The organism is Providencia sp. PROV175 (assembly GCF_032707045.1).
Lineage (GTDB): Bacteria > Pseudomonadota > Gammaproteobacteria > Enterobacterales > Enterobacteriaceae > Providencia > Providencia hangzhouensis.
This window is the reverse complement of sequence record NZ_CP120533.1, coordinates 2,653,104-2,673,376: the sequence shown is the minus strand read 5'-3', so window position 1 is coordinate 2,673,376 and position 20,273 is coordinate 2,653,104. Positions and strand designations below refer to the sequence as shown.

18 protein-coding genes and 3 tRNA genes are annotated in these 20,273 nt (G+C 39.9%); 9 read left to right on the top strand and 12 right to left on the bottom strand.

Going from position 1 to position 20,273, the window contains the following annotated elements:
• Window positions 1–15 precede the first annotated feature (15 nt).
• The 6 genes from sufB to P3L44_RS11985 all read left to right on the top strand — a co-directional run bounded on the left by sufB (window position 16) and on the right by P3L44_RS11985 (window position 6,737).
• Window positions 16–1,515: a Fe-S cluster assembly protein SufB gene (gene sufB / locus P3L44_RS12010; RefSeq protein ID WP_272661556.1), complete on the top strand. Its 1,500-nt coding sequence runs from the start codon at window positions 16–18 to the stop codon at window positions 1,513–1,515.
• 45 nt (window positions 1,516–1,560) lie between these two features.
• On the top strand, window positions 1,561–2,307 hold the full coding sequence (gene sufC / locus P3L44_RS12005) for a Fe-S cluster assembly ATPase SufC (protein WP_004263776.1): 747 nt from the start codon (window positions 1,561–1,563) through the stop codon (window positions 2,305–2,307).
• Window positions 2,282–3,589 (top strand): Fe-S cluster assembly protein SufD, encoded by a 1,308-nt coding sequence (gene sufD, locus P3L44_RS12000; RefSeq protein ID WP_110591616.1) that lies wholly within the window; start codon window positions 2,282–2,284, stop codon window positions 3,587–3,589. Before sufC ends, sufD begins: the two co-directional genes overlap by 26 nt.
• A 5-nt stretch (window positions 3,590–3,594) precedes the next feature.
• Entirely contained in the window at window positions 3,595–4,833 is a 1,239-nt protein-coding gene (gene sufS, locus P3L44_RS11995; RefSeq protein WP_140170567.1) for a cysteine desulfurase SufS, read from the top strand.
• A 33-nt stretch (window positions 4,834–4,866) separates the two neighbouring features.
• Complete coding sequence (gene sufE / locus P3L44_RS11990; protein ID WP_140170566.1) at window positions 4,867–5,283, top strand: cysteine desulfuration protein SufE; 417 nt, start codon at window positions 4,867–4,869, stop codon at window positions 5,281–5,283.
• Window positions 5,284–5,672: 389 nt separating this feature from the next.
• Window positions 5,673–6,737 (top strand): L,D-transpeptidase family protein, encoded by a 1,065-nt coding sequence (locus tag P3L44_RS11985; RefSeq protein WP_004263785.1) that lies wholly within the window; start codon window positions 5,673–5,675, stop codon window positions 6,735–6,737.
• Window positions 6,738–6,833: 96 nt separating this feature from the next.
• On the opposite strand, the gene P3L44_RS11980 is transcribed toward P3L44_RS11985, so the two are convergent.
• The 6 genes from P3L44_RS11980 to P3L44_RS11955 all read right to left on the bottom strand — a co-directional run bounded on the left by P3L44_RS11980 (window position 6,834) and on the right by P3L44_RS11955 (window position 11,205).
• The gene (locus P3L44_RS11980) at window positions 6,834–7,070 is read right to left on the bottom strand and encodes a major outer membrane lipoprotein (RefSeq protein ID WP_004263789.1); all 237 of its coding nucleotides are present in this window, start codon (window positions 7,068–7,070) and stop codon (window positions 6,834–6,836) included.
• A 481-nt stretch (window positions 7,071–7,551) separates the two neighbouring features.
• Window positions 7,552–8,964 carry a pyruvate kinase PykF gene (gene pykF, locus P3L44_RS11975; protein WP_140170565.1) on the bottom strand — a complete coding sequence of 471 codons (1,413 nt, stop codon included), beginning with the start codon at window positions 8,962–8,964 and terminating at the stop codon, window positions 7,552–7,554.
• A gap of 418 nt (window positions 8,965–9,382) precedes the next feature.
• A tRNA-Val gene (locus tag P3L44_RS11970) sits at window positions 9,383–9,459 on the bottom strand.
• 30 nt (window positions 9,460–9,489) lie between these two features.
• Window positions 9,490–9,566: transfer RNA gene (locus P3L44_RS11965), tRNA-Val, on the bottom strand.
• A 30-nt stretch (window positions 9,567–9,596) separates the two neighbouring features.
• Window positions 9,597–9,673, bottom strand: a tRNA-Val gene (locus P3L44_RS11960).
• A 158-nt stretch (window positions 9,674–9,831) separates the two neighbouring features.
• Window positions 9,832–11,205 (bottom strand): MATE family efflux transporter, encoded by a 1,374-nt coding sequence (locus tag P3L44_RS11955; RefSeq protein WP_094961762.1) that lies wholly within the window; start codon window positions 11,203–11,205, stop codon window positions 9,832–9,834.
• A gap of 274 nt (window positions 11,206–11,479) precedes the next feature.
• Between P3L44_RS11955 and P3L44_RS11950 the strand changes: the two genes are divergently transcribed.
• On the top strand, window positions 11,480–12,130 hold the full coding sequence (locus P3L44_RS11950) for a riboflavin synthase subunit alpha (RefSeq protein ID WP_316928242.1): 651 nt from the start codon (window positions 11,480–11,482) through the stop codon (window positions 12,128–12,130).
• Between the two features lie 24 nt (window positions 12,131–12,154).
• On the opposite strand, the gene P3L44_RS11945 is transcribed toward P3L44_RS11950, so the two are convergent.
• The 4 genes from P3L44_RS11945 to punC all read right to left on the bottom strand — a co-directional run bounded on the left by P3L44_RS11945 (window position 12,155) and on the right by punC (window position 16,278).
• Window positions 12,155–13,363 carry an IS256 family transposase gene (locus P3L44_RS11945; protein WP_193834265.1) on the bottom strand — a complete coding sequence of 403 codons (1,209 nt, stop codon included), beginning with the start codon at window positions 13,361–13,363 and terminating at the stop codon, window positions 12,155–12,157.
• Between the two features lie 316 nt (window positions 13,364–13,679).
• Window positions 13,680–13,952 carry a putative quinol monooxygenase gene (locus tag P3L44_RS11940; RefSeq protein WP_004263806.1) on the bottom strand — a complete coding sequence of 91 codons (273 nt, stop codon included), beginning with the start codon at window positions 13,950–13,952 and terminating at the stop codon, window positions 13,680–13,682.
• A 24-nt stretch (window positions 13,953–13,976) separates the two neighbouring features.
• Window positions 13,977–14,735 carry a helix-turn-helix transcriptional regulator gene (locus P3L44_RS11935; RefSeq protein ID WP_272662514.1) on the bottom strand — a complete coding sequence of 253 codons (759 nt, stop codon included), beginning with the start codon at window positions 14,733–14,735 and terminating at the stop codon, window positions 13,977–13,979.
• 316 nt (window positions 14,736–15,051) lie between these two features.
• Window positions 15,052–16,278, bottom strand: coding sequence for a purine nucleoside transporter PunC (gene punC / locus P3L44_RS11930; protein WP_140170563.1), 1,227 nt, complete (start codon window positions 16,276–16,278; stop codon window positions 15,052–15,054).
• Window positions 16,279–16,400: 122 nt separating this feature from the next.
• Between punC and punR the strand changes: the two genes are divergently transcribed.
• Window positions 16,401–17,306, top strand: coding sequence for a DNA-binding transcriptional activator PunR (gene punR / locus P3L44_RS11925; RefSeq protein ID WP_272662516.1), 906 nt, complete (start codon window positions 16,401–16,403; stop codon window positions 17,304–17,306).
• Between the two features lie 9 nt (window positions 17,307–17,315).
• Here punR and purR read toward each other — a convergent pair whose 3' ends face one another.
• Together purR and sodB are read right to left on the bottom strand one after the other, a co-directional pair.
• The gene (purR, locus tag P3L44_RS11920; protein WP_110591620.1) at window positions 17,316–18,341 is read right to left on the bottom strand and encodes an HTH-type transcriptional repressor PurR; all 1,026 of its coding nucleotides are present in this window, start codon (window positions 18,339–18,341) and stop codon (window positions 17,316–17,318) included.
• 441 nt (window positions 18,342–18,782) lie between these two features.
• Window positions 18,783–19,361 (bottom strand): superoxide dismutase [Fe], encoded by a 579-nt coding sequence (sodB, locus tag P3L44_RS11915; RefSeq protein ID WP_004263823.1) that lies wholly within the window; start codon window positions 19,359–19,361, stop codon window positions 18,783–18,785.
• 480 nt (window positions 19,362–19,841) lie between these two features.
• On the opposite strand from sodB, the gene P3L44_RS11910 reads away from it, so the two are divergent.
• On the top strand, window positions 19,842–20,189 hold the full coding sequence (locus P3L44_RS11910) for a Grx4 family monothiol glutaredoxin (protein WP_004263827.1): 348 nt from the start codon (window positions 19,842–19,844) through the stop codon (window positions 20,187–20,189).
• Window positions 20,190–20,273 lie beyond the last annotated feature (84 nt).

Sequence of the window (20,273 nt, the reverse complement as noted above, 5' to 3'; positions counted from 1 at the left end):
ATGTGAAGTCAGATTATGTCACAGAGCAATGTAGAAGTTGGCGATGATGTTCAAAGCTGGCTTGATGACCAGCGTTATAAAGAAGGCTTCTTTACCGAAGTCGCGACTGATGAAATGGCGAAAGGCATCAACGAAGATGTGATCCGCGCAATTTCAGCAAAACGTAATGAGCCTGAGTGGATGCTCCAATTCCGTCTTGAAGCCTTTAATCACTGGAAAGGCATGGAAGAGCCTCATTGGCTTAAAGCGAATTACCCAAATCTCGATTATCAAGACTATAGCTATTATTCTGCGCCATCTTGTGGCTCATGTGATGATACCTGTGGTTCGCAATCTGGTGCAACCCAAGGCACAGGTGTAGCGGAAACCAATAATTATTTAACGGCTGAAGTTGAAGAAGCTTTTAACCAATTGGGTGTTCCTGTACGTGAAGGGAAGGCTGTTGCGGTTGACGCCATTTTTGACTCGGTCTCGGTATCTACAACTTACCGTGATGACTTAGCCAAACATGGGGTTATTTTTTGTTCGTTCAGTGAAGCTATTCAAGAGTACCCTGAACTGGTACAGAAATATCTCGGCTCAGTTGTTTCGAGCCATGATAACTTTTTTGCGGCATTAAATGCGGCGGTAGCTTCAGATGGTACGTTTGTGTATGTACCAAAAGGCGTACATTGCCCAATGGAGCTATCAACTTATTTTAGGATCAACGCAGCCAAAACAGGCCAGTTTGAGCGTACGATTTTAATTGCCGATGAAGGTAGCTATGTCAGTTATATCGAAGGGTGTTCTGCGCCTGTTCGTGATAGCTATCAGCTCCATGCGGCGGTTGTTGAAGTGATTATTCATAAAGATGCCGAAGTTAAATATTCGACTGTCCAAAACTGGTTCTCCGGTGGAGATAGCGAAGCCGGTGGGATCCTGAACTTTGTGACTAAGCGTGCATTGTGTGAAGGTGAAAATTCAAAAATGTCATGGACGCAGTCAGAAACTGGCTCTGCCATCACATGGAAATACCCAAGCGTTATCCTTAAAGGGGATAACTCTGTCGGTGAGTTTTTCTCTGTTGCATTAACAAATGGTAATCAGCAAGCAGATACCGGAACGAAAATGATCCATATCGGGAAAAACACCCGTTCAACGATTATTTCTAAAGGTATTTCAGCAGGTAAAAGCCAAAACAGTTATCGCGGTTTAGTGAAAATTTTACCAAGTGCACATAATGCTCGTAACTTTACCCAATGTGACTCTATGTTAATTGGTACACAGTGCGGTGCACATACTTTCCCGTATGTGGAAGTTAAAAATAATACGGCACAGCTCGAACATGAAGCGACAACCTCACGTATTGGAGAAGACCAGTTATTTTACTGTTTACAACGTGGTATCAGCGAAGACGATGCGATATCAATGATTGTAAATGGTTTCTGTAAAGATGTGTTCTCGGAGCTTCCATTAGAATTTGCCGTAGAAGCACAAAAATTACTGGCAATCAGCTTAGAGCACAGTGTTGGTTGATCCTAATCGAGTTTATTTGCGCTAAGGCGCTAAAGGCATGTAAATATGTTAAGTGTTAAAGATTTACACGTGAGTGTAGAAGGTAATGAGATTTTAAAAGGGTTATCTCTGGAAGTAAAACCAGGGGAAGTTCACGCCATCATGGGCCCAAATGGCTCTGGTAAAAGTACATTATCAGCCACACTTGCTGGCCGCGAAGAGTATGAAATTGATAGCGGTGAAGTGACGTTTAAAGGTAAAGACCTGTTTGAGTTAGATCCCGAAGAGCGTGCAGGGGAAGGCGTTTTCCTCGCATTCCAATACCCTGTTGAAATTCCAGGGGTCAGTAACCAATTTTTCTTACAAACCGCCGTTAATGCGGTCAGAGAATATCGCCAGCAAGAAGCATTAGATCGTTTTGATTTCCAAGATTTTATTGAAGATAAAATCAAATTATTAGAAATGCCAGAAGATTTACTTGCTCGTTCTGTTAACGTGGGTTTTTCCGGTGGTGAGAAAAAACGTAACGATATCCTGCAGATGGCAGCTCTAGAGCCTCAATTGTGTATTCTTGATGAAACTGACTCCGGTTTAGATATTGATGCGCTGAAAATTGTGGCTAACGGTGTGAATTCATTACGTTCGCCTGAACGTTCATTTATTATCGTAACCCACTATCAACGTATTTTGGATTATGTAAAGCCTGACTTTGTCCACGTGTTATATCAAGGGAAAATCATCAAATCAGGTGATTTCAGTTTAGCGAAAAAACTGGAGGAGCAGGGTTATGGCTGGCTTATTGACCAACAGTGAAAGAGCACAAAAACGTGCTGAAGTTGCAAAGCTCAATGAGCAAGCAATGTCACGTTTTTCTGAATTGTTTGAGCAACGACACGGTGTGAATTCTCAACATGCTAAAACCCATTGGGAAATGGCAAAACAAGTTGGCTTGCCTGCGTTTCGCCATGAAGATTGGCACTATACACCATTAAATACGGTACTTGAGGCTCAATATCGTTTTAGTGATAGCGATGTTGAAGCAAAAGACTGTGAAGCATTGGCTCTGCCGATTGACGCCTATCGCCTTGTTTTAATTGATGGGCGCTATAGTTCAGCACTAAGCTCCATTGATATGGGGCCATTCCAAGTGTCTTTGCTTGATAACCAAGACTTGCTTCCTTCGCCTGTAAATAGCGAGATTTTCTTGCATTTAACAGAAAGCTTGGCGGTACAACCGTTAGTTGTTCATCTTGCTGCAAATAAAATAGCAGAGAAACCATTGTATCTGCTGAATATTTCAACGGGTAGCAGCGATAAACAGGCTACGAATATTAGCCAGTATCGCTACCATTTAACGTTAGATGCGAACAGCAAAGCTCAAGTGATTGAGCATTATGTCAGTTTGAATGACCAAATGCACATGACGGGCAGCCGTTTAACGGTTGAAGTCGGTGATAATGCAGATTTTAGTCACTTTAAGTTAAATATTGAAAATGGTCAGGCTCAGCATTTTGCTCACAATGATATTGTTATTGGGCGTGATAGTCGGGTGAAAAGTACGAGCTTTTTACTTGGCGCATTATTAACGCGAAACCATACCAGTGCTCGCCTTGATGGTGAAAATACAGAATTTGAACTTAACAGTTTATTGCTGCCTAAAGGCAATGAAATTGCAGATACTCGTACGTATTTGGAGCACAATAAGGGTTACTGTAATAGCCGCCAACTACATAAAGTCATTGCGATGGATAGCAGTAAAGCTGTCTTTAATGGCATGATTAAAGTAGCGCCGAATGCATTAAAAACAGATGGTCAGATGACTAACAATACGTTGTTGTTAGGTGAAAAAGCTGAAATTGATACTAAACCTCAGCTTGAGATTTATGCGGACGACGTAAAGTGTGGTCACGGTGCAACGGTCGGTCGTATTGATGACGAACAACTGTTTTATCTGCGTTCAAGAGGCATTGAGGGTAAAGCAGCAAAACATATGATTATCATCGCATTTGCTGCAGAACTTACAGAATCTATTGAATCGGAAGAGTTAAAACACGCTGTGATGGCAAACATCCGCCAGCGCTTAGCGGAGGTTTAATATCCATGCTATTCAATGTCGCTTCAGTCAGGCAGGATTTTCCTGCCTTATCACAGTCAGTCAATAATCATCCGCTGGTTTATTTAGATAGCGCCGCAAGTGCACAAAAGCCTTTGCAAGTTATTGAAAAAGAAAGTGAGTTTACGTTACATCAGTATGCCGCGGTTCACCGTGGTATACATACTCTCAGTGCAAATGCCACGACAATGATGGAGGAGGTTCGTCAAAAAGCCGCCGCTTTCATTCACGCAGCTTCAAATGAAGAAATCGTGTTTGTTAAAGGCACAACGGAAGGTATTAACCTTGTTGCAAATAGTTTTGGTCGAAAGTATTTCCATGAAGGGGACAATATTGTCATCACTGAAATGGAACATCATGCGAATATTGTACCTTGGTATATGTTAGCTGAAGAAATTGGTTTTGAAATCCGAGTTATCCCAATTTCTGATGATGGTAGGCTACAGTTAGAGGTATTAAATGATGTCATTGATTCACGTACGCGATTATTGAGCTTTACACATATCTCTAATGTATTGGGAACAGTTAATCCCGTACAGGAGATAATCAAGCAAGCACGAGCAATTGCTGCCTCAAAAGGCGGTGAAATCACGGTATTGGTTGATGGTGCGCAAGGTGCAATGCATCAGCAGGTTGATGTACAAGCCTTAGACTGTGATTTCTATGTGTTTTCAGGTCACAAGCTATATGGCCCGACGGGTATTGGTATCCTTTATGGTAAAAAAGCTATTTTGGATATGATGCCACCATGGGAAGGTGGTGGGGCGATGATCCGCCAAGTCAGCCTGACCAAAGGGATCACTTTTGCTGACGCACCTTGGCGCTTTGAAGCGGGAACACCGAATGTAAGCGCAATTATTGGTTTAGGGGCGGCATTTGATTATTTAAATGCACTAAATTTATCTGATGTATTTGCTCATGAAGCTGAAGTGATGGCTTATGCTTCTAAAAAATTGCAAGAAATACCTTCAGTTATATTATATGGCAATGACCAACGGGAAGGTGTTCTGGCTTTCAATTTAGGCAAGCACCATGCTTATGATGTTGGGTCTTTCCTTGACAGGTATGGCATTGCAATCCGTACTGGGCATCATTGTGCTTTACCATTAATGGAACATTATCACGTTCCTGCTATGTGCCGTGCTTCTGTGGGGATATACACCACGAAAGAAGAAATCGATTCTTTATACAATGCGTTACAGCGCATTAAAAAATTGTTAGGCTAAGCACATAAGAAATATATGGTAAAGGAACTGAGCATGCCCGCATTACCCGATGAAAATAAGTTATTACGTAATTTCTCCCGTTGTCAGGACTGGGAGGAACGCTATCTCTATATGATAGAGCTAGGGGGACGTTTACCTGGACTCTCAGAGGTACAAAGAAGCGATAATAATTTAATCGCAGGGTGCCAAAGCCAAGTGTGGATTGATATGCAAAAACAAGCAGACGGGACAATTACGTTTGCAGGTGATAGCGATGCTGCAATCGTTAAAGGGTTAGTTGCTATTGTGATTATCCTTTTTCAAGGCAAAACGGCGCAACAAATACTCGCACTCGATGTGAAGTCATTTTTTGAACAACTTGCATTGGAGCAACATTTAACACCTTCGCGAACTCAAGGTTTAAATGCGATGATCCGTACAATTTTATCGCGTGCGGCACAATTAGTATGATCCTACCGAGGGAGCGTTATGCTCCCTTGAGGTTGTTGACAAAGCGGGATAAAAGCGTGGTTTTTCCCGCTTTGTGTTATCAGCCGAAAATCAATAAATTGATTTTCCTAATTTATTTTCAATAACCTATTAGACTTGCTGCCAAACATAATATGTTTGGCAGCAAGTCTGCAGGGAGCTTTATGCTCCCTTACTTATTTTACTTCTTGGTTATTATTTTTATTCGACCAGTCCATTAAAGTGATTGTATTTGGCTATCATAAAAAGACTACTACCTTATTAATACTTAATAAAAATATTTAATTAGTATTAAAGATATGAAGGATAGTTGCTATTATGAACAATAATCATTGAATTATTGTAAGAACACTATTTTCCTTGGAGTAGGTATGAAAAGAGTTTTGACGGTGGCAAGTTTATTTGTCATGAGCGCCTTATTGGCTCCAGCTCAAGCAAAAGAATATCCATTACCTGACAGTAACACTCGTCTTATCGGGGAAAATTACACGTATATCGTCCCCAATGATGGGCGACCATTGGAGGCCATTGCAAGTGAGCACCAAATCGGTCTACTCGGTATGCTTGAAGCAAACCCAGGAACAGACCCGTACCTTCCTGAAGCGGGTAAAGAACTCATCATTCCAGCACAAATGTTGTTACCATCAACACCAAGAACGGGAATTGTGATTAACCTGGCGGAGCTGCGTTTATATTATTACCCTGCGAACAGTGAGGAAGTGATTGTTTATCCTATCGGTATCGGCCAGTTAGGTCGCGACACACCTGAAATGGTGACTTCAGTAAGTCAGTCAATTAAAGATCCTACATGGACACCAACGGCGAATATCCGTAAAAATTACGCTAAAGAAGGTATAACTCTTCCAGCCGTCGTTCCAGCAGGGCCTGAAAATCCAATGGGCTTGTATGCATTACGCCTAGCGTATGGGCGTGGTGAATATCTGATACACGGCACTAATGCGGATTTTGGTATTGGTATGCGAGTGAGCTCCGGTTGTATTCGTTTACGTCCTGATGATATCGAAGCGTTATTCAAGACAGTACCAAAAGGAACTCGTGTCCAAGTTATTGATCAGCCTGTAAAATACTCCAAAGAAACTGATGGCAGTTATTACATTGAGGTGCATCAGCCATTATCTCGGACAAGTAATGATGACCCACAAACAATGCCAATCAAACTGACTGACGATTTCAAGCGTTTTCTGGAAAATGAAGGGGTTGATAAGGCTTTAGTAGAAAAAGAGCTAGCAAGGCGTTCTGGGATGCCTGTGCGTGTGAATAATGATCAGGGTAATAGTTCTTCAGACTCTGAAACGCAGCACGAAGGGTTAGTGCCTATTGAACCTTTTACTATTTCACAGCCACAGCCTATCTATGACCATAAAGTCAGCGCAGTGCTTCCTACTAAATATCGCTCTTCCTCTGTAGTTGAATAACTACTCCAAATAATAAGGGCCTATTTTCATAGGCCCTCATAAATACTATTAGCTTCAAAGAAGCGCCGTTTCAACTAGACAACGACCAAATCTAACTTATTTTTTGTAAGTACGAACTTGGTTGTCTAAACGTTGGTTAGCACGTGCTGCTTCTTCTTGAGCTGTCTGTACGTCAGAACGCAGAGACTGAACGTCGTTGCTCAGTTGATCAACTTTACCATTCAGAGTTTGTACGTCTGAAGAGAGTTTTTGCACTTCAGTGCTGTTAGAACAACCCGCTAGTAATGCTGAAGCTAATACGATAGAGCCCAGTACAATTTTAGTACGAATCATTATTTTACCCTCTAGATTGATTTATCTTGAAAATATAAAAAGCAAGTCACCAAACAATAGAGCTAAGACTGTTATTTACAGCTTGCTATATCCCTTTAAAACAACCTAATGAAAATTAGGGTATGGCACTTACTATGTCTTATGCTAGTACTAAATATAAAGTTTTGCTAGAAATACTTTATATTTAGTACTAGGAAAAAGAAGAAAAATTTAAATTAAGATCAATGAAGGTTGTTATTTGACCAATTTGAGTGCGTTTTATGATATTACGCTTAAATAGCAATAAGATATTTACTAGAGAAAATGAAATAAATGAATAGTTACATCAGGGCAGCACTATATGTTAAATTCAAATTAAAAGGCCTGACTCCGATTGAATATCGAAATCAGGCCTTACAAGCCGCTTAACTAAAAGTGTCCAACTTTATGGGTTCACTTCAAGTGATCTCTATCGGCCTTTTAAAAGACAAATAAAATTTAATTACAGCACGTGAACTGAAGAGGTATTGGTTGTACCGCTTTGTACTAACGCACCGGAAACCATCACAACAGCATCACCAGGAACCGCTAATCCACTTTCTAGAGCTGCGCGTTTACCTTCACGATAAAAGTCATCTGTAGATGTAAATCCACCAACTATCATTGGGATCACACCTTTTACTAACAATAACTGACGTGCAGTTTCTTCATTAGTCGTTAACGCGAGGATTGGTGCAGTAGGGAAATATTTACGAACAGACTTAGCAGACTTACCGCCGTAGGTTGCTACAACGATTAGTGGAACATCTAATTTTTCAGACATTTCCACTGCACCACGACATACAGCCTCAGTGACACGTAGGCGTTGGCTTGGTTTTTGATTATCGATACGAGTTTGCATGATGCGGTCAGTACGCTCACAGATAGTCGCCATAATAGTTACGGCTTCTACAGGGTATTTACCTTTCGCACTTTCACCTGAAAGCATAACTGCATCAGTACCATCCAAAATAGCATTGGCTACGTCACCCGCTTCTGCACGAGTAGGACGTGGGTTTTTGATCATTGAATCTAACATTTGTGTAGCAGTAATCACGACTTTACGCGCAGCAACACATTTTTCAATCATCATTTTTTGGGCGAAAATAACTTCTTCAACCGGGATTTCGACCCCTAAGTCACCGCGAGCAACCATGATGCCGTCAGAGGCTTCTAAAATCTCATCAAAATTATTCAAACCTTCTTGGTTTTCAATTTTAGAAATGATTTGGATGTTCTCACCACCATGTTTTTTCAGGTGAGCTCGAATTTCTTCGACATCTGAGCGTTTACGAATAAATGAAGCAGCAACAAAATCAACACCTTGTTGGCAACCAAAAACTAAATCTTCTTTATCTTTCTCTGCTAATGCAGGTAAGCCAATAGAAACGCCTGGCAGGTTAACCCCTTTTTTCTCTCCGAGGTCACCGTTATTTAAAACTTCACAAACGACTTCAGTTGCAGTGACATTAGTCACTTTCATGCCAATTAAGCCATCATCAACTAATACGGTATTGCCAACTTTTAAATCTGAAGTTAAGCCTGCATAGGTCACGGCAACTTTATCTTTATTGCCTACAACAGAGGTATCGGTAGTAAATGTAAAAGTTTGACCCGCAACGAGAGAAACATCGTTACCACCTTCCAATTTCATGGTGCGAATTTCAGGGCCTTTGGTATCTAGCAGAATAGCTGCTTGTTTGCCGGTTTTGGCACAAACAGAACGAAGGTTTTTGATTCGTTGACCATGTTCTTCATAGTCACCGTGAGAAAAGTTGAGGCGCATGACATTCATGCCAGCATCAATAAGTTGGGTCAGTTTTTCTTCTGATTCGGTTTTTGGACCGATAGTACAAACAATTTTGGTTTTTTTCATGGCAGTCTATCTAATGTTATAAAGGAAATCGGTATTGTCGCCGATGCTTAGTACATTTTATAAATCGTACGCATGGTAAATTTTGTTGCGCAACTCATTTATAAGAATAGGCGACAGTCTGGTGTTTAATGCATTTTTACACTTAAATTTGTCACATTTTGTTTCTTATTATAGTGTAGATGACAAATTCAATTAAAGCTAACGTATTGATTTACTACTGGTGAAACCTTTCAGCCAGTGTGAGTATTATAGACAACAAAAAACTGTGAGACAAATCAAATTTTACTAAATTGAAAGAAGAGACCATTCAGATCAAAAATTCATTTAAAATTAAGGAAGTTAATTTGTTGCGCAACAAATTAAGGGAATAATAATAGACAATCAAGAGAAATTTTAGGTAGCAGGGAGATAAATAAAATGGTGCGTCCGAGTAGACTCGAACTACCGACCCCCACCATGTCAAGGTGGTGCTCTAACCAACTGAGCTACGGACGCACTGGAAAATTTGATTGTGTTAATTTGAAATGGTGCGTCCGAGTAGACTCGAACTACCGACCCCCACCATGTCAAGGTGGTGCTCTAACCAACTGAGCTACGGACGCGCTGAAAATTAACATTGTGTTCACTAGAAATGGTGCGTCCGAGTAGACTCGAACTACCGACCCCCACCATGTCAAGGTGGTGCTCTAACCAACTGAGCTACGGACGCATCTAAAAGATATCTAGGTGACAACGGGGATGAATATTAACGTTATGAAGTTCATCTGGCAAGGGGAAAATGTATTTTCGCGATAGTTTGTTCGTATTTAAAACTATCTGGCGCGAAATACATCTTCTCCCATAATAAAAAGCTTAAAAAACCGTCAATTAGCGAGCTGAGCGAAGTAAAACAACATCTTCTGTCTGCTTATGGATCCATATAATTCGTGTAGCCATTCCTATTGCAGCAGCACTTAAACCAATAATGAAGCCAATCCAGAAGCCTTTAGGCCCCATAGCCGGTGCGATGAAATCAGTTAACGCTAAAATATAACCAGAAGGCAAGCCAAGTAACCAATATGCGGTGAAGGTAATAAAGAAAATGGAACGCGTATCTTTATAACCACGTAAAATTCCGGCACCTATAACTTGCACAGAATCTGACAGCTGATAAATAGCTGCGTATAACATTAAGCTGCTTGCTAAAACAACGACCTCTGGGTTTTTATTATACATCATTGCAATCGGCTCACGGAAAACGGCGGTGAGAACTGCAGTAAAACAAGCGACCATTAAGCCAACAGTAATACCAGTATAAGATGAAACTTTAGCAGCTTCAGTCGATTTCTGTCCTAAGTTATAACCTACGCGAATGGTTGCTGCTATTCCTAATGATAATGGGAACATAAACATCACAGAACTGAAATTCAACGCAACTTGGTGACCAGCTACTGCAACAACCCCTAATGGGGCGACTAGCAGTGCAACGACAGCAAATAAAGTGACTTCAAAGAAAAGTGCCAGACCAATAGGCGTACCTAACACGATAATTCGCTTTAAGATTAATGGATTTGGCGATGTGAAAGAGAGTGTAGGGCGAATATCACGCTGCGCAGTAGCACGTTTCACATACCATCTCATCATCAGACACATAGCCCAATACACTGATGCAGTGGCGACACCACAACCCACACCACCTAAAGCAGGTGCACCAAAGTGACCATAAATAAAGATATAGTTAATAGGAATATTAATCATTAGGCCAAGAAAACCAATCACCATCCCCGGCTTGGTTTTTGAAAGCCCTTCACATTGGCTACGATATACTTGGTAAAATAAGTAGCCTGGAGCTCCCCACATAATGGCATGTAAAAAACGGACAGATTTATCTGCCAATTCTTTATCAATATGGGGCATATTGCTAATAATAAGCTGACTGTTATAAAGAAGGCACATAATGCCTAAGGCTAAAAGTAGCGCTAACCATAGACCTTGTTGAATTTGGTCGCCTATTAGGTTGCGACGGCCTGACCCATTCATTTGTGCAACGATTGGGGTTAATGCCATCAAAATTCCTTGGCCAAAAAGAATAGCTGGCAGCCAGATGGAAAACCCAACTGCAACTGCGGACATCTCAATTTCACTAACACTTCCAGCCATAACCGTATCCACAAACCCCATTGCAGTTTGTGAAAATTGAGCTAAAACGATAGGAATACCAAGTGCCAACAAGCTACGCGCTTCTGTAAAATATTTCTGCACGCATACACCTTTGTAATAAAAGCAAGTAAGAGAAAAAACTAGAAAAATAAATGAGTTACTAAAAACACATCGATTGCTAAAAACCGCTTATTCTATCCCGTTTCTAAATGGATTCCAATAATGATATGGTAACAAACTATAAAAGAGCATTTTAGAACCTAATATATTGCTACATACTAGGTTTATTATCGTTTTGTTTATCACTCAAATAGGATAGATCTCTAACAATTCTGATGTAAACTGAGCCTATTAATCCACTACACTGAGAATCATTATGTTTACAGGCATTGTTCAAGCGACTGCTCCTATTGTTGAAATTACAGAAAAGGCCAACTTTCGAACTCATGTAATGAAATTTACCCCAGAATTACTTATAGGTTTAGAAACAGGGGCTTCCGTTGCACATAATGGTTGTTGTTTGACGGTAACAAAGATTGATGGTGAAAGAGTTAGTTTTGATCTAATTAAAGAAACCCTGAGATTAACTAACTTGGGGGAATTACAAGAAGGTGATGTTGTTAATATCGAACGGGCTGCAAAATATGGCGACGAAATCGGTGGCCATGTTGTTTCAGGTCATATTATGACAACAGCTGAAATTAGTAAGATCTTCACATCTGAAGATAACCACCAGATTTGGTTATCAATTCGTGATAAATCTTTGATGAAATATATTTTGCATAAAGGCTTTGTCGCGATTGACGGTATAAGTTTAACGGTCGGAGATGTAATCAACAATCGGTTCTGCGTACATCTCATCCCTGAAACATTAGAGAGAACAACATTAGGTAAAAAACGGTTGGGTGATAAAATAAATATTGAGATAGACCCTCAAACTCAGGCTATTGTTGATACCGTTGAGCGTGTTTTAAATCAAAAAGAACAAGAAAAATTACTACAGCAAGCAGAAGAGATGACCCTGTAAATAATTCTGTGTATTTGCCTTTCATTAAATGTGACCGTCTAGGCGGTCACCAAACTCAATAATAAAACGACTCATCGCCTGTTTCCAGTTTTGAATTGGCATACTCCATTTTTTAGAGGCTGATTCGATGGCGAGATAAACCACTTTTCTGACCGAATCATCAGTTGGGAATACTTTTCGCTTCTTAATGGCATGACGAATAACACTATTGAGTGATTCAATCGCATTTGTCGTGTAAATCGCTTTGCGGATATCATCGGGGTAAGCAAAAAACGTATTTAAATTCTCCCAATGCGCATACCAACTTTTACTGATTTGTGGGTATTTTTCATCCCAAATAAGGGCGAACTTTTCAAGTGCTATCAGGGCGGAGGCCTCTGTGGCGGCACGATACACCGTTTTTAGCCCAGCGGTGACTGCCTTGTAATCCTTCCATGACACATATTTCAGGCTATTTCGTACCATGTGTATGATACATAACTGGATTTGAGTTTGCGGATATACACTATTGATGGCGTCTGGAAAGCCTTTTAAGCCATCAACACACGCAATCAGGATATCTTGAACACCTCGATTTTTCAGCTCCGTTAAAACCGATAACCAAAATTTAGCGCCCTCATTTTCAGCCATCCACATCCCTAAGAGTTCTTTATGTCCTTCGGTGTTGATGGCTAAAGCAAGAAAAACCGATTTATTGATGACGCTGCCATCGTGACGCACCTTAACGACAATACAATCAAGGTAAACAATAGGATAGAGTGATTCTAAGGGCCGATTTTGCCACTCCTGAACTTGCTCTTTAACCGCATCAGTGACTTTTGAAATCAATGTGGGTGAGACATCCGCATCGTACATTTCTTTGAATGTGGCTACGATTTCACGGGTTGTCATGCCCTTGGCGTAAAGAGAGAGGATTTGACTATCCATTTGAGTGATACGTGTTTGATTTTTCTTGATTAGCTGGGGCTCAAAGCTGCCTTCACGGTCGCGTGGTGTGTTTAACTCAAATTCACCATCATCGGTTAACAGTGTTTTAGATGAGTAGCCATTTCGTGAGTTAGAGCCTGATTTAGGCGCATTTTTCTCATGTCCTAAATGCTCAGTTAGCTCCGCATTTAACGCGGTTTCAACGGTGAGTTTAGTGAGCATCCGAGTGAACTGATTGAGATCAGCTTCGGTTTTAATTCCTTTTGCGAACTCAGCCGCAAGTGCTTTAAGTTTTTTCTCGTCCATAATCTGCCTACTTTTTAGTTGGAGTTAACATATCAAAAGTAGGCAAATACACAATTTAAATTACAGTCTCGAAGAGATGGCGGACATAGCGAAAACAGAGTAAACAGACGTAAAAGGTGATAACCGCGTTATTTACTTTAAAGAAAAATAGCAGAAGAAACAGCCAAGTAGGCTATAGCTATAATGATTTATGCTATAGCCTAAATAAAATATGGTTAGTCTTTGTTTATTGAATGTCTGTCATGAAGTTCTATTAAATAATGAAAATTAACATTATCAAAAAATATGACTAGTTCAAGTTTTCAATATTAATAGATCATTTTTCACTGAAGTTGACAGAGAAGCTGGCGTTATCACGTTCAATTGCTTCAACTAATCGCCTGAAATGCGGACTATTTTTATGCATCTCTAATGCTTGAGTGTCTTCCCATTCCTCAAAAACAATATAACCATTTTCTTTAGCCATAAGATCATATTGAATGCATCCTTTCTCTCGGCGGCTTAGTTTTGCTAAGTCGCGAACGATTTCTTTCGTTAAATACCCATCTGTCCTTTCTGTTGTAATTTGGGCATACACAACAATACTCATTCCGTTCTCCTTATGTATTAAGAACTATCTTAATGGGTACTTAGTTTTTGTATTGTAAAAAAGCGAATAACTCGATTTTAAAAATGCCGACGGCGTCATAGTAAAGTATCTTTTAAAATCACGGTAAAAGTGGGATTGATCATAATACCCTGTTTCAAACCAACGGTAGGTGTCTTGTTCTACTACCATACTTTTTAAAACATGTTCTAAGCGGCAATTGATCTGGTACCTTTTTGGTGTAATGCCGTATTCTTTCAAAAACTCTTTTTGAATGACTCGGACGTGTAATCCTGTCTCTCCAGCAATTTCTGTGATTTTTTTGGTTGGATTTCGATACAGTAATTCTAAAACTTCATCAATTAAGTGAGGCTTTTTCTTAGCTTTAGTCCTATTAAAGCAATCTAACAACTCTTTAAATGAAGAATTAGCTAAAGCTTCAAACCAGCGGTCTTTCCATATCTCATTTAGTGCGATTGGGGTGTCAGTATAGTTTAATGTTCTTTGAGGCAGTAGAAAACGTAAGGCATCATGACGAATACGTAATACCATGACTTTTGAATGATTAGGGCTAGCAGTAAATGTATTAACCCTAGGAATAATCAGCTGGTAAGGGTCTGTTATTGAATCGCTATCAGTTGTCATGCGAAATGCATCTGATGAAACCCAGATTTCAGCACCTGTTCCAGGGAAAATTTTAATTGCTTCTGTAAACTCTTTGATTATCAAAATAGAACTAACAAAGGATTTTAATTCATCTGGTGGATAGTACTGTTTTAACATCATTCTTGAGCACTCATTATTTAATGTCGCAATGATAACGTTTTTTAACAAGAAAATTAACCATGAAATATCTATATCTTAGTAGATGACAAAATTAAAACTTTAATTTTTAGTGAAATCCGCTTTGAATTAAGAAAATTGATGAGAAAGGTAAGGTTTTACCAGCCAAGAATAATCGGCTATTGGTTATATAGTAAAATACTGAACATATATTACCGTATGGTCACTAGTGCTATACACTGAAGGAAATTTTTATGAATTTGCTAAAATAAAAATCATGCCGATAAGATTCGGCATGATTGAGTCGGTAAGCTATACTTTATGAATTCGTTTGGCAATCAACCTGATTAATAGTTTGGTTATTTTTGCTTGCACAGCGTTGCATAAAATAGCCAATGGCCATTGGAATGATCGTTACTGCCATCACCCCAGTTGTTGCTAACAATGGGTCGAAAGTAAGAGCAGAAACAAGTAGGCTGGCTAAAAAACATAAACCTAGTTGTAAGGCATTTTGTAATGCGGCAGCTTTACCACTTGCGCTAGGAAATGCATTTAGTGCTTTGGATACTGCAATTGGGTAAGAGGCTCCGTTCATAGCTGCCATAAAGCAGAATGGGATCAAGATCATAGTTAATGATGGTGTGGTATAAATAGCCATGATGAATAAAATAGACATGCTTACCGCATAACCAACAAGTAACAATGGAAATATTGTTTCTGCTCGGACTTTTGCTAATAAAATACGGCAGCCATACCCACCAACAATAAAGGCTAAAGTTTGTGGAATATAACTCAAACCGATATCCGCAGGGTTGAAACCCATATTACGTAAGATAAAAGGCGAGCCGGTTAGCCAAGCGAAAAAACCCGCACTGCATGAAGCGTAAACGAGCACATTACCGCTGAAAACTGGCGAACTGAGTAAGTTTGAGAAAGAAATCTTAGCTTGTGGTTGGCTGTCATCAATTATTGTTTTAACTGAAACATTTTTCAAAAAGAGTGTTGGCAATAAAAGTAATATACCCACAGCCATTAGGATCAGGAAAATTGCTTCCCATGTTTGGTGTTCTAGTACCCATGCTCCTAATAATGGTGCTAAAGCAGGGGATAGCGCAACTAACGGCATAATAGAAGCAAAAACTTTTTGGGTATTTGCTTCATCATAGCGGTCGATAACAAGAGCTTGCCATAAAACTGCAGCGGAGCAGACACCAACAGCCTGTAAAAATCGTAGTGTTAATAACTGTGTTGCGGTTTCCACCCAATAAATAGCTAAGCTACTGATAATGAAAATAGTTAAGCCCACAATGAGCACAGGCTTACGGCCAAGTTTGTCTGACAATGGCCCCCATAACAATTGAGCGAAGGCAAAACCGGCTAAAAATATACTGAGAGAAGCACTGATAGCGCCTTCTGATGTATGCAGGGTGTCTTGCATAGCACCGAATGCAGGTAAATACATATCAATAGCTAAAAACCCCAGCATGCTAAGTCCTGCAAGGTAAACCATAAATCCAGGGGAATTTTTTTTCACAGTATTCGACATAATTATTACTTATCTGATATTTAAAAAAATGTTAATGGTGATGCCATTGTATAGGCTATTTTTTTAGGTTGTGAAACGGTAATATTTGGATCTTGCTATCAAAATTTTTGAAAGGAGAGGTTATGTGGTCTGCGCATGCACTCGAAGTGATTGATGCTGTTGCCCGAACTGGGAGCTTTAGTGGTGCTGCTGAAGAGTTACACCGTGTACCTTCTGCAATCAGTTATACCGTCAAGCAAGTTGAAGAATGGCTTGCGGTTCCCCTATTTGAGCGTCGACATCGCGATGTTGTTCTTACAGAGGCTGGAACGATATTTATTAAGGAAAGTCGTTCTGTTATCAAAAAAATGACAGATACAAGGCATCAATGCCAGCAGGTTGCTAATGGTTGGCGGGGGCAATTTAGTATTGCTGTTGATTGCATTGTAAAACCACAGAGAGCAGAGCAATTGATACTGGATTTTTATCGTCACTTTCCAGATATTGAACTTTTCATTCATCCTGAGGTATTTAATGGTGTTTGGGATGCACTTGCTGATGGGCGTGTAGATGTTGCGATTGGTGCGACTCGAGCATCTCCAATTGGTGAAAGGTATAGTTTCCGTGATATGGGTTTTATGTCGTGGATGTGTGTTGCAAGCCCAGAGCACCCATTAGCCAGAATAGGTGAAAAACTGACCGATGATCAAATGAGAGAGTACCCTAGTTTGTGCCTTGAAGATACTTCACGTAACCTACCCAAACGTGATACTTGGGCTCTTGATAATCAACGTCGTCTTGTCGTACCTTCTTGGGAAAATGGTCTAGCTTGTTTGGTTAACGGGTTGTGTGTCGGAATGGTGCCAGAGCATCGTGCGGCTTCGTTTTGCGAAAAAGGCTTATTAGTTGAACTAGCATTAGCACAGCCATTTCCACCCAGTCCTTGTTGTCTAACTTGGGTGGAAAATAATACATCACCAGCGTTGAATTGGTTATTGGATTACCTTGGCGATAACGAAACGCTCAATGCCGAGTGGCTTTCAAACTAATTATGCGTATTATCGACGATAATCGATAAATGGGCCGTCAGCAACGGAACGGCGTTCTACAAGGCGAGGGTGGACTTCAATTGTTTGAGCATCTTCGCGCTTATTTACAATACGATCGAGCAGCATTGTGAAAGCCATTTGGCCTAAACGCTCTTTTGGTTGGTGAATTGTGGTCAATGCCGGGGTAAAATAGCGCGCATTTCGCACGTTATCATAGCCAATGATTGAAATGTCTTGTGGGACACGCAATCCCATCTCATCAGCGGCGCAAATTGCCCCCATTGCCATAATATCACCGCCACAGAAAACGGCAGTAGGGCGTTGCTTATGGCTTAAAATTTGCATCATTGCCTTATAGCCAGATTCTGGCTCGAAGTCCCCTTGAACAATCCATTCATCTTTTATGGTGATTTTGGCCTCTTCCATCGCCTTTTTAAAGCCAGTTAATCGACCAATACCCGTATTTCTTTCAAGAGAGCCAGGGATGGCTCCGATGTCACGATGCCCTCTATCAATCAAATAACGTCCTGCAAGATAGCCACCGTGGAATGAGTTATCAATAATACTATCGGTAAAATCGCCACGGGAAGTTCCCCAGTCCATCACTACCATTGGGATATTGCGGTAATCTTCCAGCATACTGATTAAGGGGGCAGGATATTCGGAGCACATTACAAGTAAACCATCAACACGCTTTTGTGCCAGCATCTGCAAATACGCTTTTTGTTTTCCCAAATTATTATGAGAATTACAAAGGATTAGCGTATAACCTTTTTCATAACAGCTATTTTCAACTGATTCAATTACCTCTGCGAAGTAAGGAGCTTCACATGAGGTTGCCAACAAACCAATCGACTTTGTGTTGTTAACTTTGAGACTACGGGCAACCGCACTTGGCGAATAATTGAGCTCTTTAATTGCAGCCCAAACCGCAGCTTTAGTGTCATCAGCTACAAAGCGCGTTTTATTAATAACATGGGATACGGTTGTGGTAGATACGCCAGCGCGTTTCGCCACATCTTTAATCGTTGCCATGGGGGAAAAAAACTCCTGACCAATAACCGGTCTCTATAAGAATTCTTGTTAAAAAATTACCTGCATATTGATGCATTGATCCTTTGCTGGCAATAATTTAGCGATTTGTTGTCGATTTTGTCTGATCTAGCGCAAAAACGAAAGAAATAATTGATGTTATAACATGTGATATAGACACTAGTTTTACTTTTTTAGATATGTATACTGAATAACATTGATTTTTGTACGGTTATTTGGTTGTTTAACTACGTTTGGATGAGAGGAACTCATGGATACAGATGTTAAATATGGTTTGCTTGCTGCGTTGGGCTCATTAGCATTGATTATATTTCTTGCTGCACATATTTTCTGATTTTATTTCAGCCTCGAATAGGGTGAATTTAATAAGGGCGAGAATATCTCGCCCTTATTGTATCTATACCTAGCAATAAGCAGAAATTGTTATGCTAAATTTTCTTCCACAAATTTCCAGTTAACTAGCGCCCAGAAATTTTCTAAATATTTAGGGCGAGCGTTACGGTAATCGATATAATAAGCATGTTCCCAAATATCGACAGTTAACACAGGCTTATCATCACCAGAAATAGGTGTTGCAGCATTGGATGTATTTACAATAGCAAGGTTACCATCTGCTTTTTTCACTAACCAAGTCCAGCCCGCACCGAAGTTTTTGGTTGCTGCATCAGTAAATTGAGCTTTAAATTCAGCAAAAGAACCGAATGCCTTATTGATAGCTTCAGCGACTTTACCTGTTGGCTCGCCACCAGCGTTTGGTGCTAAGCAATTCCAATAGAAAGTGTGATTCCAAACTTGTGCCGCGTTGTTAAAAACGCCTGCTTCAGAAGTTTTAATGATTTCTTCTAAAGATTTTCCTTCAAAGTTAGTGCCTTTGATGAGGTTGTTCAAGTTAACAACGTAAGTGTTGTGGTGCTTACCATAGTGATATTCTAAGGTTTCAGCAGAGATATAAGGTTCTAAAGCATCTTTTGCATACGGTAAAGCGGGTAGTTCAAATGACATTGCGTACTCCTTGATTGCTTTTATATCAATATACTTAGGGTGTTTGCTCTTAAAATGAGCGAAATAATATGTGACAGCTTATCATTACAGTTTCGCCTATTGGCGATATGATACTTAATACATTAATGATAACACGATAAACCATACAAAGATAAAGGTAATAGTGTTACTAAGATGTTAACAAATAAATGGAGATATTACACATAAAAATCATATAGATATTGTAATCGAAAAATCTAAAGATATTAAGTTTCGGTTTTTATCTAGAAATAGCTACTTGTTTGACTTAAGTAGAGAGAAGATAGAAAAGGTGCCTTTTTGTTTTTTGGAATGCTATAGTAATGCCCCTATAAAACTGGCATATTGTATGAAACAATTCAGTTTCCTATTATATCAGTCAATGTATTCTGTTAAGTTGCGGTAGACTCTCAGTTACCGGCTGACTGCAAAACCTGCATCTTTGTTTTAAGGAAGTTAAAAATGACAACTATTGAAAGAATTGAGCGCCAAATTAAAGAAAACCCAATTTTATTATATATGAAAGGCTCTCCTAAACTTCCGAGCTGTGGTTTTTCTGCTCAAGCAGTACAAGCTCTGTCTTCTTGTGGTGAGCGTTTTGCATATGTCGATATCTTACAAAACCCAGATATCCGCGCTGAATTGCCAAAATACGCAAATTGGCCAACGTTTCCTCAACTATGGGTTGACGGTGAGCTGGTCGGTGGCTGTGATATCATCATGGAAATGTTCCAGCGTGGTGAGCTCCAATCTCTAATTAAAGAAACTGCTGATAAGTATCGTCCAGCAGATGAAGCTAGCACAGACTAAATTAAGCCATAAATAAATAAAAACGTAAAAACCGTATTTGATGAAAGCACTTATTACTTTTTATCAAACACGGTTTTTTTATGT